We start from the raw sequence: 12,836 nt of genomic DNA, 5'->3' as shown, positions 1-12,836 counted from the left end.
CCCGTGAGACTGCCGCTGATCGCCCCGATGCTCGCCTGCCCCGGCACGCTGCCGCCCGCCGGGCAGGACGCGCAGTGGGCGTACGAGACCAAACAGGACGGTCAGCGGGTGGTGGTCTATCTGCCCGGCGACGGCACCCTGGAGCTGCGGGCCCGCTCGGGCGAGGTGATCACCGGCGCGTACCCCGAACTGCGGCCGCTGGGCGGTGTCCTGGGCGCCACGACCGCTGTGCTGGACGGCGAGGTGGTGGCGCTCGACGAGCGGGGACGCGGTGACTTCCAGCGGCTGCAGTCCCGGATGGGCCTCGCCCACTCCCCCGCGCTGGCGGCGCGCCGCGCGGCGCAGATCCCGGTGCACCTGGTGCTGTTCGACGTCATGTTCCTGCGCGGCGAGCGCCTTCTCGCGCTTCCTTACGCCCGGCGGCGGCAGCTGCTGGAGGGACTGGCGCTGACCGGTGCGTACTGGGCGACGCCGGGCGCGATCGTAGGCCACGGGGCGCGGGCGCTGGAGGCGACCCGGGAGGCGGGTCTGGAGGGGCTGGTGTGCAAACGGCTCGACTCGGTCTACGAGCCGGGGGTGCGGTCCCGTTCCTGGATCAAGATCCGCAATGTGCGGGCCGTCGATGTGATCGTCGGCGGCTGGCTGCCCGGCCAGGGACGGCTGCGTGGGCTGCCCGGGGCGCTGCTGGTGGGGCAGCGGGCCGAGGCCGGGCGGCTGCGCTACGTCGGGCGGGTGGGCACCGGCTGGAGCGAGGGCGAGCGGGCCGAACTCGCCCGGCTGCTGGAGGCGGTGAAGACCTCGCTGTGTCCGTTCGAGCGGGATCCGCGGGTGGCGGGGGCCCGCTGGGTCCTGCCGAGACTCGTCGGAGAGGTCCGCTACAGCACGCGCACGCGGTCGGGGCTGCTCAGACAGGCCTCATGGCTGCGGCTGCGTCCGGACCTGGCGCCGGAGGACGCGGCGGCCGACCTGCCCTGACAAGGACCTGCGGTGAGGCGGTCGGCGGCGGCCGGCTCATACGTGGCCGGGGCCGCCGCTGCCGAAGCCTCCGCTGGAACCCGGCAGCCAGCGCCTGCGGTGCTGGTCGTCGCACCGCCTGCTCGCCGCGTGGTGGAGCTGGTAGGGCATGAGCCGCTCGCTCTCCTGTCCCGCGAGCGGCATCTCCTCGGGCTCCCGGACCTCGCGCTCCTCCAGCACCGGTCCGCCGTCGGGCAGGTGTGGCTGCTCCTCGGGGCGGGGCGGGGCGGGTTCCCGGTCGCGCACCGACATGCCGAGCCGCACAGCCCAGATCAGCGCGCCGGCGACGACCACGCCCACGAGGATGAAGAACACGCTGAGCGTCCACTGGGAAACAACGCGATCATCCCGAGCAGCGGCCTGTATTGCAAAGCTCACCGTATTCATACGTTGACGATACCCCCGTCGGAGGGAATGCGCGCCTGGAGTATTTCCTGGTCAACCCGTAAATCACTGTGCAATTACCGGGTGACGTCTATTCGGCGTGGATTGCGGATTTGATTCAGATCCGGTACGTGCGCAGTGCGGGAGTCGCCAGGGCCAGGACCAGGGTCGCCGCGATGACCAGCAGACCACCGCCCGCGATGGCCGCGCGAGCGCCGAGGACCGAGCCGGCCGTGCCGTGCAGGGCGTCGGCGAGGCGCGGTCCGCCCGCCACGACGACCGTGAACACCCCCTGCATCCGGCCGCGCATCTCGTCGGTGGCCGCCGACAGCAGGATCGCGCCGCGGAAGACCATCGAGACCATGTCGGCCACGCCGGCGAGCGCCAGGAAGGCGACGGCCACCCAGAGGTTCGTGGTCAGGCCGAGGCCGGTGACGGCCGCGCCCCAGCCGATCACCGCGGCGATCACCATGAGGCCGTGGCGGCGGGCGCGGGAGAACGTGCCGGACAGCAGGCCGCCGAGCACCGCTCCGATGGGGATGGCCGCGAACAGCAGGCCGAGCGCGAGGCCTTCCCCGTAAGGCGCGAACGTCTGCGCGGCGAGCTGCGGGAACAGGGCGCGTGGCATGCCGAACACCATGGCGATGATGTCGGCGAGGAAGGACAGCAGCAGCACCCTGTGGAGGGAGATGTAGCGGAAGCCGTCGGCGATCGCCTGCCAGCCGGCCCGGCTGTTCGCCGCGGCCGCCTGGGGCGGCAGGACGGGGAGCCGGACGACCGCCCACACCGTGACACACAGCGCGAGGGCGTCGATCAGGTACAGCTCGGACAGGCCGATGACGGGGATCAGGGCGCCGGCGAGGAGGGGTCCGGCCACGAGGCCGGTCTGCATGACGGTGGAGCCGAGGGCGTTGGCCGCGGGGAGTTCGTCCGCCGGGACGAGACGGGCGATGGAGGCGTTGCGGGCCGGGGAGTTGAGGCCGAAGAAGGCCTGCTGGAGGGCGAGCAGCACCATCAGGACGACCACCGATTCCAGGCCGGTGACGGCCTGGACCCAGAAGAGCACGGAGGTGACGGCGAGGCCGGAGTTGGTGATCAGCAGCAGCCTGCGGCGGTCCATGCTGTCGGCGATCGCGCCGCCCCACAGCGCGAAGAGCGCGAGCGGCAGCAGGCCGGCGAGGCTCGCGTACCCCACCCACGCCGACGAGCCCGTGATGTCGTAGATCTGCTTCGGCACGGCGACCGCGGTGAGCTGGCTGCCGACCGCCGTGACGATCGTCGAGGACCACAGCCGGCGGTAGGCGGGGCGGCGCAGCGGGCGGGTGTCCATCGCCCAGCGTCGCCAGCCGCGAGCCCTGGCCTGTGCCGGTTGCGGGCCTTCTGCCGGGGCCGCTCCGTTGTCGGTCGTGCTCTCGCTCGTGTCCACGGACTTCCTTGCCTCGTACACGTTTCAATTCCGGGTTCACTATCACCGATCCGCCCGGCGGACGGACACCCGGGTCGCTCGTGCGGCGTCGGCGGGCGAGGAACGGCCGGCGCCTCAGGCGCCGGCCACGAGCATGCCGCCGGTCGTGATCATCGTCGCTGCCACCAAACCGTCCAGGACGCGCCAGGAGGACGGGCGGGACAGGAAGCGGGCGAGCAGCCGGGCCCCGAAGCCGAGCGAGGCGAACCAGCACAGGCTGGCCAGGGCCGCGCCGAGGCCGAAGGCCCAGCGCGAGGCGCCGTGGCCGGCTGCGATCGAGCCGAGCAGGAAGACGGTGTCGAGGTAGACGTGCGGATTGAGCCAGGTCATCGCCAGGCAGGCGATGACCGCACGCCTCCAGGAGTGCTGGGAGGCGCCCTCCACCCGCATCGCGGAGGGCCGCATGACCCGGCGGGCGGCCAGAGCGCCGTAGCAGAGCAGGAAGGCGCCGCCGATCCAGCCGACCGCGGTCAGCGCCGCGGGCCAGGCGACGACGACCGCACCGACTCCGCCGACGCCCAGCGCGATGAGCGCCGCGTCGGACAGGGCGCAGATGCCGACCACGGCGAGCACGGCCTCCCGGCGGATGCCCTGGCGCAGGACGAAGGCGTTCTGGGCGCCGATCACGACGATGAGGGACAGGCCGGTGCCGAACCCGGCGGCCAGGGCGGTCAGTGCGTGGGTCATGCAGGGGACGCTATGGAGGAGCAGCGCCGGAAGTACAGCTAAAGCTTCTTACGTATCATTAGCCCGCGTGATGACGGAGCTTCCCGTGGACCAGGTGCGGACCCTGCTCGCGGTGGTGGACGAGGGCACCTTCGACGCCGCCGCCCGTGTCCTGCATGTGACACCCTCGGCAGTCAGCCAGCGGGTCAAGGCGCTGGAGCAGCGCACCGGGCGGGTGCTGCTGACGAGGACCAAACCCGTGCGGCCCACCGAGTCCGGCGAGGTCGTCGTGCGGTTCGCACGCCAGCTCGCCCAGCTGGAGGGAGACGCCCGCACCGCGCTGGGCATGACCGGCGCCGGGGAGACGACGCGCCTGCCGATCGCGGTGAACGCGGACTCGCTGGCCACCTGGTTCCTGCCGGCGCTCACCCGTGTGGCCGAGGAGCTGGACATCGGGTTCGAACTGCGCCGCGAGGACGAGGCCCGTACGGCCGCCCTGTTGCGCGAGGGGCGCGTGATGGCCGCGGTCACCTCGTCACCGGACCCGGTCGCCGGGTGCGGGGTGCGGAGTCTGGGGCGGATGCGGTACACGGCCATGGCGAGCCCCGGGTTCGTCCGGCGGTGGCTGGCGGGCTGGCCCGAGGTACCGCTGCGGGAGGTGCTCGGCGGGGCGCCGGTAGTCGCCTTCGACCGGTACGACGACTTCCAGGACCGGTTCCTGCGGGAGCTGGGGCCATCCAGTGGTGTGCGCGGGCGGCGGCACCTCGTCCCGACGCCGGAGGGTTTCGTGGACGCCGTAGCGGCCGGAATGGGGTGGGGCATGGTGCCCGTGCAGCAGGCCGGGCCGCTGCTGCGCGCGGGGCGGCTGGTGCATCTGGCCGAGGACCGGCCGGCGGACGCGCCGCTTTACTGGCAGCAGTGGAAGCTGGACTCCCCCGCGCTGGCGGCGGTGGCCGCCGCGGTCGCGGCCGCGGCTGAGGAGGCGCTGGACCAGGGCCCGCCTGTCGGATCAGGCCGGCCGTGAGGAACGGGCTTCTCGGCCCGCCCGACCCTACGGAGACGCGCGGGCGGGAGCCCCGTCAGCTCTCCGCCACGACGAGGACGAGCGGGATGTCGTCGCACGGGATCAGGCGCAGCCCCTGGTGGCGGCCCGGTCGCGCCTCGGCGAGGAGGGCGCCGAAGTCGGGGCCCTTGGTGAGCGAGCCGACCAGGTGGGCCGGGTCGGCCGAAGCCGCCACCCGGCCACGGGCGTTGACCAGGTGGGCCGGTGCGGGCAGCCGTCGCAGCAAGGGCATCACGGCCGCCTCGAAGTGCCGCAGATACACGTCGGCGGCGGCCACCCCGGCGAAGCGGCCCTCGGCATGGACCGGCGCGGACAGGGTCAGGCTGTACTCGTCGGAGCACAGGTAGTCGACGTAGGGCCCGGCGACCGCGCGGCGGCCGGTGTCACGGGGCAGGGCGAACCAGTCCCAGTGCGTGTAGTCGGAGTACGCCGACTGCCGCGGGTCCAGATCGAGCAGCAGCGGGCGTACCGACCCGTCGGCGCGGGTCTGCCACCACTCCAGCCAGGCCGGAACGTCGGTGAGCAGACCGGGAGCCGCGATGAAGCCGACGCCGGAGACCAACTCCTGCCGGGCGAGGTGGAGATGCAGCCCGGGGCGAAGTGCCGCGAGGTCCGCGGTCGCCGGGCGGCGGCCCCGGGCGGCGATACGGGTCAGCAGTGCCGTTGTGTCGGCGCGAACCTGGGCGACGGTGTCGAAGACGGCTTCCAGGGTGCCGCGCACCCGAGCCGCGACACCCGTGTCCGTGACCGGATCGAGGAGTGCCGTCGCCGCGCCCGTACGGCTGCTGCCGACACTCGTGGCCGTGCTCGGACCCGTCGGTGCGGGGCGAGGAGCGAGGCAGGGCGAGGAGCCGGGCTGCTTCAGGGAGTCGGACATGACCGCGACCGTATACGCCCCGTTCACCTCGCCGCACCTTGACTCAGCGTCAACTCGCTTGTGATGTCCACAAGTTGAACCGGACGGCGACGCTCCGTAGGGTGTTGGCCACGTCGCCGCCCGAAGGCGCCACCCCGGCTTGCGGGCGAACCCTGGGCGGGGTCACCGACCCGCCCGCGACCTGGAGCTTCGTCCGTTCGCCCTCGCACCCTGCGGCGACCGGGGCCGCTCCTGCCATCACGCCACCCCCCATGCGAGGGCGGTGCGCGGCCCGGCCGCCGTGCCGCTCTTCGCGTCGCATCCTGTACGCCCGTACACCCACTGTCACCCACCGTCACACTTTCAGCCCCGATTCCCCCCACTCCCCCACACCCGTGGAGACTGCCTTGTGTCTGAACAGATCCCTCAAAACGACGGCCGCCGCCTGTTCCCTTCTGCTCGTCAGCGCCTGCGGACTGTTCGCCGAGTCCAACGCGTCCTCCTCGGCCGGCTTCAACCCGCCGGACCTGAAAGCACAGTCGGAACTGGGCCGGGCGGAGGGGCAGGTGAACCTGATCTCCTGGGCGGGCTATGTCGAGGACGGGTCCTCGGACCCGAAGGCGGACTGGGTCACTCCCTTCGAAAAGCAGACAGGATGTCAGGTACACAACAAAGTGGCGGCCAGCTCGGACGAGATGGTCAAACTGATGAAGACCGGCGCCTATGACGCCGTCTCCGCTTCGGGCGACGCCTCCCTCAGGCTCATCGCCTCCGGCGAGGCGGCCCCGTTGAACACCGACCTGGTGCCCAACTACAAGGACGTCTTCTTCGGGCTGAAGAACCAGAGCTGGAACTCGGTCGACGGCACGGCGTACGGCATCCCCCACGGCCGCGGCGCGAACCTGCTGATGTACAACACCAAGGAGGTCTCGCCGGCCCCCGTCTCCTGGTCCGCGGTCTTCGACGACGCGGCCCCGTACAAGGGCCACCTCACCGCGTACGACTCCCCCATCTACATCGCGGACGCGGCCCTGTACCTGCACGACACCCAGCCGGGACTGGGCATCGAGAACCCCTACGCGCTCGACCAGAAGCAGTTCGAGGCGGCCGTCGACCTGCTGAAGCGGCAGCGCGCCAACGTGGGCGAGTACTGGAGCGACTACCTGAAGGAGATCGCCGCCTTCAAGAGCGGCGACTCCGTCATCGGCACCACCTGGCAGGTCATCGCAACCTCGCCCAGAGCGAGGGTGCCAAGGTGAAGGTCGTGCTGCCGCAGGAGGGCGCCACGGGGTGGTCCGACACGTGGATGCTCTCGTCCAAGGCGGAGCACCCCAACTGCGCCTACAAATGGATGAACTGGATCATCTCCCCGAAGGTCAACGCGGAGGTCGCCGAGTACTACGGCGAGGCGCCCGCCAACATCAAGTCCTGCGACCAGACCAGCGATCCGGCCTTCTGCGACACCTTCCACGCCACCGACGAGAGCTACTGGAAGGACATCGCGTTCTGGACGACGCCCATCGAGCAGTGCCTCGACGGCCGTACGGACGTCAAGTGCGTGCCGTACGCGAAGTGGGTGCAGGCCTGGACCGAGATCAAGGGCTGAGCCGCCCTGACAGGCATCCGCCGTGCCGCCTCGGCGCGGCGGACCTCACGCCGGCCGGACCTTCGCGGTCGCGCGCTGGTGGCGGGCGAGCGCGTGCCCGATGTCACGGGTCGCCGGGTACAGCCGCAGGTACAGGTCGTAGAGGCCGTCGTAGCGGGACCGCAGGCGGGTGTCGGGAGTGACACGCTCTCGCACCGGGTTCCAGTCGTCGATGTCGGTCTCACCGATCGCGTTCGCCGCCAGGAACGCGGCGCCGTAGCTGGCGCCGAGCGTGACCGTCCTGATCTCCTGTTCGAGGCCGGTGACATCGGAGACGATACGGGTCCACAGGCCGCCGCGGGTGCCTCCGCCGACGGCGACGACCCGGCGGATGTCGGCACCGGCCGCGCGCATCGCCTCCACGTTGTGCCGTACGCCGAACGCGGTGGCCTCCAGCGCGGCGCGGTAGAGGTCGCCGCGGGTGTGCTCCACGGTCAGTCCGGCGATCACTCCCCGGGCGTCCGGGTCGGCGACCGGGGTCCGCTCCCCCGCGAAGTAGGGCAGCATCAGCAGGCCCCTGGCGCCGGCTCCGGACGCCCCTGCCTCGGCGAGCAAAGCGTCCGTGTCCCCCTCGCCGAGCAGGTCCCGCAGCCAGTCGGTGATCACTCCGGAGGTGGCCATACCGCCCGCGAGGCTGCGTGTTCCCGGCAACGCGCCGACGGTGCTCCACAGTTCGGGCACGAGCAGCCGCTCCGACACGGTGTTGATGAGGAACATGGTGCTGCCATACATGAGCATCAGGTCGCCGGTGTGCTGGGCGCCGACGCTCAGGGCCTCCGCCCAGGCGTCGATCGTCCCGGTGACGACCGGGATGCCTGCGGGGAGCCCGGTGGCCGCGGCCGCGTCGGCACTGACGTGGCCGGCGATGTCTCCGGGCCAGCTCAGGGGCGGCAGCTCGAGGTCCGGTGCGATACGGCGCGCCCAGGGCCGGTACCAGTCCTGGGCGGTGGAGTCGTACAGCGGTACGGACTGGCTCGCCGAGTGGTGGTCGAGGGCGTACCGGCCGGTGAGCCGGTTGACCAGGTAGGAACTGGGCATGTACAAGCGCCGGGCGCGGGCGGCGACGTCGGGGCGGTGCTCCGCGAGCCAGGCGATCTTGGGGCCCACCGCCTGGGTGGACAGCAGGGATCCGCAGCGCCGCAGGACTGCTTCGCGGCCCAACTCGGCGTCGAGACGGGCGATCTGGGCGGTGGCGCGGGTGTCGACGCCGTAGAGGATCGCCGGGTGCAGCGGGGTGTCCGTCTCGTCGGCGAGGGCGACGCAGGGGCCCATGCCGCTGACGCCGACCGCGTCCACGACGGTGCCGGGGGCCAGCAGTTCGCGGGCGAGTGAGACGAACTCGTCCCACCAGAGCCGGGCGTCCATCTCGACGTGGCCGGGCGTGGGGCGGCTGACCGTGTGCAGGCGCGTGGCCGTGCGAAGAACCGTTCCGTCCTCGTCGACCAGCACGCCTTTGCCGCTGGACGTTCCGATGTCGACACCGAGCACCGTCATGCGTTCCCGTCCTCCCGCATCGAGACTCCCGGGACATCGTTCCCCGCTTCGCCGCCGATCACCGGTCGAACGGGAGAAGCCGGCGCCGGGCGGCGCGGCGTTGGCCCAGGACTCCACAGAAGGCGCGCGTCGGCGTCGGCACGGCCGGGTCAGACGTCCGCGGGTGCGGGCGTCGCAGGCAGCCGCAGGGCGAAGACCGAGCCGGTGCCGACCTCTGAGGTGACCGTGACGGTTCCGCCGTGCGCCGCGGTGCCCTCGAGGTGGTCCGGCGGCACCGGCCCGACCTCGTCGTCCTCGATCTGATGCTGCCGGTGATCGACGGATTCGGCGTGTGCCGGGTGCTGCGCCGCGGTGCCGCCGTCGTGGACCACGGTCGCGGTGTGACCCTCCCGCACCAGCGAGAGACGTATCAGCTCGGCCTGCATCTCGTCGTCCTCGGCGACCAGCACATGTGCGCACACGCGGCCGATGCCAGGCGCAACGGACCGTGGACGGCCCGCGGACGACCCGCGAAGAGGTCCTTCCCTCAGGCTGACGGCTTCCTGACATCCGTGTGCGTATCCGGCCGCGGGGCGGTTCAGCGGGCCAGGGACGTGGCGTCGCCCATCACGACCACCGGGTGCCGATCCGGGTCCAGAGCGCGCAACAGCGCCTTCATGTCGGCCTCCTTCAGGGTGACGCAGCCGTGGGTGGGGCCGCCGTGGTCGACGTGGAACCATATGCCTCCGCCCCGGGTCCCCCCGAGCGGGCGGGTCCAGTCACGCGGTGAGGTGCCCGGCTTGCGGTTGTAGTCGATGGCCACCACGTAGTCGAAGGCGCCGGCGAGGGACTCGCCCTCGAAGCCGGTGCCGAGGGCGGTGAAGCCCTGGGAGTGGTCGTACGGCAGCCGCGTGCCGGGGTCGGGCAGGCGCCCTCCGGCATCGGTGAGGGCGTAGACGCCGATCGGTGAGCGCAGGTCACCGGACATGTGGTGGTCGGTCCAGCCCTTCAGGGCGTTGTGCGCGGGCCACTGCTTGTCGGCCTTCCAGCCCGAGTGGGTCCGCTCGTACAACACGGCGGTGGAATCCGAGGAGTTCCGGCCCTTCCCGCTCACCACGACGACCTGACGTGCGTTCGACGGTACCGCTGCCCGGGTGCTGGGCCCGAGGCCGGGCAGTTCCTCCAGGGCGTCCGGTGTCGCCGCGGGCGAGGACGGGGGTGCGGGCGTGCCCTTGGCCTCGTCGGCGGCGACCGCCGCGCGTGTCTGTGCCGCTCCGCCGCCCGACTGGCACCCGGCCACCAGCAGAGAGGCGGCGAGCACGGCCGCCGGTACACGTATTGCTGTGATCATGCTTCGACAGTGACTGAAACATGTAAGGAAGTGGTCAGGACGCGACTGGTCCGAACCGAACTGCTCCTAAATCAACAATGAGTTGTTGCCGTCTCAGAACAGCCGCGTTCTTGGCGGAGGGGAGCCGTGCGGGACAGGATGCCCGCATGAAGGGTGATCTCTTTTCCAGTGACCACATGGTGCAGCCCGCCGCCGCTCCGGGCATGTCCCTGCAGAACGCCAAGTCCATCCGGTACGTCGTCGGCGGCGAGATGTTCGCGCGGCAGGGCTCGATGGTCGCCTACCGCGGCGACCTGAGGTTCGAACGCAAGGGTCAGGGCGTCGGCGGAATGCTCAAGCGGGCGGTCACCGGCGAGGGGCTGCCGCTGATGTCCGTACGCGGGCACGGCGAGGCGTGGTTCGCGCACGAGGCGCAGAACTGCTTCATCGTGGATGTCGAGCCGGGTGACGAGTTCACCGTCAACGGGCGGAACGTGCTCTGCTTCGACGCGAGCCTGTCGTACGAGATCAAGACGGTGAAGGGTGCCGGGATCGCCGGCGGCGGGCTGTTCAACAGCTTGTTCACCGGGCACGGCCGGCTCGGCCTGATCTGCGAGGGCAACCCGCTGGTGATACCCGTCTCACCCGAGCTGCCGGTGTTCGTCGACACCGACGCGGTGGTGGGCTGGACGGCCCGGCTGCACACCTCGCTGCACCGGTCGCAGTCCATCGGATCGATGCTGCGCGGCGGTTCGGGTGAAGCGGTGCAGCTGAAGCTGGAGGGCGAGGGATACGTCGTCGTACGGCCCAGTGAGCTGACTCCGCAGAAGGAGCACTGACACAAAGAGGCCCCGCTCCGCGAAGCGAGCCGGGCCCCTGCCGGGCCGGCGCACGCATCACCGGGGTGGGACTGAACATACATTCGAATCACGGGGTACGCTACCTGTATGGCCGCGCATCTCCAGGGCTCGCTGTTCGACCAGACCGACGACATCCGGCTCGGTCCGCTCGACGGGCTGCGGCGGACCCACCTGGGCGCCGGGGCGTGGATCGATGTGCTGCCGGGCTGGCTCAGCGGGGCGGACGCGTTGTTCGTACAGCTGGCCGAGGAGGTGCCCTGGCGCGCGGAGCGGCGGCACATGTACGACCACACGGTGGACGTGCCGCGGCTGCTGGCCTTCTACCACACCGGGGACCCGCTGCCGCACCCTGTCCTGGAGGATGCGCGCGACGCCCTGTCCGCGCACTACGCGACGGAGCTCGGCGAACCCTTCGTGACGGCCGGTCTCTGCTACTACCGGGACGGCCGGGACAGCGTCGCCTGGCACGGGGACCGCATCGGCCGGGGCGCACGGGAGGACACCATGGTCGCCATCCTGTCCGTGGGGGTGCCGCGTGATCTGGCGCTGCGGCCGCGCGGCGGCGGGCAGGCCGTCCGGCGTCCGCTCGGGCACGGGGACCTGATCGTGATGGGCGGCTCCTGCCAGCGGACGTGGGAGCACTCGATCCCGAAGAGCAGCCGGGCGACCGGCCCCCGGATCAGCATCCAGTTCCGGCCGGCCGGGGTGGGCTGACCGGATCAGCGGGTCGGCTGCGCCTGCACGGCCGGTGCCCAGCGATCGACGATGTCGTCGAGGTCCCCCGCGCGCAGACGGGTGCCGCGCGCGATGCCGAACATCACGCCGAGGCCCAGCAGGGCGCTCACCGCGAGTTCGGCGCGCAGGCCCGCGTCGGGACCGCTCAGACGCGCGGCGGGGCGGTCGCCGGCCTGGCTGCGGAAGTCGGCGCGCAGGATGCCGCCCTGCTCGCCGTGCGGGTGGCGACGGCGGACGCGCCCACGATGATCATCCACAGGTGACGGCTGTCCGCGATGCGTACGGCGTATCCGAGGGTGAGCACGGCCGTGCCCACGGCGAGGGTGGTCCGCGGGCCGCGGGTCAGCAGCACCCGTCGCTTGCCGTACATGTCCCGGCGCGCACGAGCACCGGGGCGAGCACCGCTCCGGATACCGGTGTGGCAGTGACCATCCAGCACACGGCGCCCGGGGAGGCGCCGGTGAGCCGGGGCAGGTCGGGCAGCAGGGACACGACGACCGTCTGGATGACGGCCATGAGGATGCCGCCGATCAGGCCGATCAGGCCGATCAGGCCGATCAGGCCGATCAGTGGATCGACCAGGGGGAATGGGTGGTGAATGGTAATTCACCGTAGCGGGTGAACGGCTGTTCACTTGAGGGTTCCTCGCCGATGACGCCGCCCGGGTCGCCAACAGCCCTGCCGGGGGCGGCGGTTCGCGTCACATGTGGGGCGTGAGCCGGGCCACGAGACGGCCGCCGGGAGAGAAAGATCCACTTCCGAACCCCCCGGAGAAGACGGAATTTCCTGTTCCGCCGGACCCCCGATCAACCGCCGCAGCAAGATCATCTTCGTTCAACTTTGTAGGACATGGCGGCAATTGTCCTGATCGTAGCCAACCACCTTCCGGCGATTTCCAGGGCTCACCGTGCGGCGGATAGGCAGGACGCGTCACATCAATCCCCTTCGACCCGGAGGATTCGTATGCCCCGACTCACCCGCCGCCGCGCCCTCGCGGCAGGCGCCGCCGTCGCCGCCACCGCCGGCCTGCCCACCCCGTCGGCCGCGGCCCCGGTCCACAGGCACGACCACAGCCACGACCACGGCGCGCCGGGAGCCTTCGACGAGGTCTACCTGGGCCGCCGGATACAGGGGCGCCCCTTGGCCGGCGGCCACCACCACGGTGCGGGATACGGCGTGTTCATCGACGGGGTCGAGCTGCACGTGATGCGCAACGCGGACGGCAGCTGGATCAGCGTGGTCAGCCACTACGACCCGGTGCCGAGCCCGCGTGCCGCCGCGCGCGCAGCCGTGGTCGAACTGCGGGGCGCCCCGCTCGTCCCCCTCACCTGACCGCCCGCACCCA

The 12,836-nt window shown here is 71.6% G+C and carries 11 protein-coding genes and 5 pseudogenes; 7 read left to right on the top strand and 9 right to left on the bottom strand.

Annotated elements, in window-relative coordinates; genetic code table 11:
• Positions 1-3 precede the first annotated feature (3 nt).
• Entirely contained in the window at positions 4-975 is a 972-nt protein-coding gene (locus C3488_RS29950) for an ATP-dependent DNA ligase (protein ID WP_103844017.1), read from the top strand.
• Between the two features lie 36 nt (positions 976-1,011).
• On the opposite strand, the gene C3488_RS29945 is transcribed toward C3488_RS29950, so the two are convergent.
• The 3 genes from C3488_RS29945 to C3488_RS29935 form a co-directional block, all read right to left on the bottom strand.
• Positions 1,012-1,401 (bottom strand): DUF6479 family protein, encoded by a 390-nt coding sequence (locus C3488_RS29945; protein WP_103844016.1) that lies wholly within the window; start codon positions 1,399-1,401, stop codon positions 1,012-1,014.
• A gap of 115 nt (positions 1,402-1,516) precedes the next feature.
• Positions 1,517-2,824 (bottom strand): MFS transporter, encoded by a 1,308-nt coding sequence (locus tag C3488_RS29940; protein ID WP_181139252.1) that lies wholly within the window; start codon positions 2,822-2,824, stop codon positions 1,517-1,519.
• A gap of 114 nt (positions 2,825-2,938) precedes the next feature.
• Positions 2,939-3,550: a LysE/ArgO family amino acid transporter gene (locus C3488_RS29935; RefSeq protein ID WP_103844014.1), complete on the bottom strand. Its 612-nt coding sequence runs from the start codon at positions 3,548-3,550 to the stop codon at positions 2,939-2,941.
• A gap of 67 nt (positions 3,551-3,617) precedes the next feature.
• Between C3488_RS29935 and C3488_RS29930 the strand changes: the two genes are divergently transcribed.
• Positions 3,618-4,553, top strand: a complete 936-nt coding sequence (locus tag C3488_RS29930; protein WP_103844013.1) for a LysR family transcriptional regulator ArgP — start codon at positions 3,618-3,620, stop codon at positions 4,551-4,553.
• 55 nt (positions 4,554-4,608) lie between these two features.
• Here C3488_RS29930 and C3488_RS29925 read toward each other — a convergent pair whose 3' ends face one another.
• Positions 4,609-5,469, bottom strand: a complete 861-nt coding sequence (locus tag C3488_RS29925; protein WP_258053758.1) for a cache domain-containing protein — start codon at positions 5,467-5,469, stop codon at positions 4,609-4,611.
• A gap of 386 nt (positions 5,470-5,855) precedes the next feature.
• Between C3488_RS29925 and C3488_RS29920 the strand changes: the two are divergent.
• A pseudogene (locus C3488_RS29920) lies at positions 5,856-7,054 on the top strand (ABC transporter substrate-binding protein).
• A gap of 45 nt (positions 7,055-7,099) precedes the next feature.
• Here C3488_RS29920 and C3488_RS29915 read toward each other — a convergent pair.
• Positions 7,100-8,587 (bottom strand): FGGY-family carbohydrate kinase, encoded by a 1,488-nt coding sequence (locus tag C3488_RS29915; RefSeq protein WP_103844012.1) that lies wholly within the window; start codon positions 8,585-8,587, stop codon positions 7,100-7,102.
• A 245-nt stretch (positions 8,588-8,832) separates the two neighbouring features.
• On the opposite strand from C3488_RS29915, the pseudogene C3488_RS41970 reads away from it, so the two are divergent.
• Positions 8,833-8,937 (top strand): annotated as a pseudogene (locus C3488_RS41970) (DNA-binding response regulator); the annotation flags it as partial.
• Here the strand turns inward: C3488_RS41970 and C3488_RS29905 are convergent.
• A pseudogene (locus tag C3488_RS29905) lies at positions 8,935-9,048 on the bottom strand (DNA-binding response regulator); the annotation flags it as partial. The pseudogenes C3488_RS41970 and C3488_RS29905 sit on opposite strands and share 3 nt — an antisense overlap.
• 116 nt (positions 9,049-9,164) lie before the next feature.
• Complete coding sequence (locus C3488_RS29900; RefSeq protein ID WP_103844011.1) at positions 9,165-9,917, bottom strand: L,D-transpeptidase family protein; 753 nt, start codon at positions 9,915-9,917, stop codon at positions 9,165-9,167.
• Between the two features lie 146 nt (positions 9,918-10,063).
• Between C3488_RS29900 and C3488_RS29895 the strand changes: the two genes are divergently transcribed.
• A complete protein-coding gene (locus C3488_RS29895) occupies positions 10,064-10,735 on the top strand; it encodes an AIM24 family protein (RefSeq protein ID WP_103844010.1) in 672 nt (223 codons plus the stop codon).
• A 108-nt stretch (positions 10,736-10,843) separates the two neighbouring features.
• Positions 10,844-11,470 (top strand): alpha-ketoglutarate-dependent dioxygenase AlkB, encoded by a 627-nt coding sequence (locus C3488_RS29890; protein WP_103844009.1) that lies wholly within the window; start codon positions 10,844-10,846, stop codon positions 11,468-11,470.
• A gap of 5 nt (positions 11,471-11,475) precedes the next feature.
• Here C3488_RS29890 and C3488_RS29885 read toward each other — a convergent pair.
• Positions 11,476-11,706 (bottom strand): annotated as a pseudogene (locus C3488_RS29885) (TetR/AcrR family transcriptional regulator); the annotation flags it as partial.
• 127 nt (positions 11,707-11,833) lie between these two features.
• Positions 11,834-12,007: pseudogene (locus C3488_RS29880) on the bottom strand (MFS transporter); the annotation flags it as partial.
• Between the two features lie 447 nt (positions 12,008-12,454).
• Between C3488_RS29880 and C3488_RS29875 the strand changes: the two are divergent.
• The gene (locus tag C3488_RS29875; protein WP_103844008.1) at positions 12,455-12,823 is read left to right on the top strand and encodes a tyrosinase family oxidase copper chaperone; all 369 of its coding nucleotides are present in this window, start codon (positions 12,455-12,457) and stop codon (positions 12,821-12,823) included.
• The last annotated feature ends 13 nt before the right edge of the window (positions 12,824-12,836 follow it).

Source organism: Streptomyces sp. Ru72, from assembly GCF_002920635.1.
Classification (GTDB): domain Bacteria; phylum Actinomycetota; class Actinomycetes; order Streptomycetales; family Streptomycetaceae; genus Streptomyces.
The sequence above is the reverse complement of the archived record's forward strand: the minus strand, read 5'-3'. Positions and strand labels throughout refer to the sequence as shown.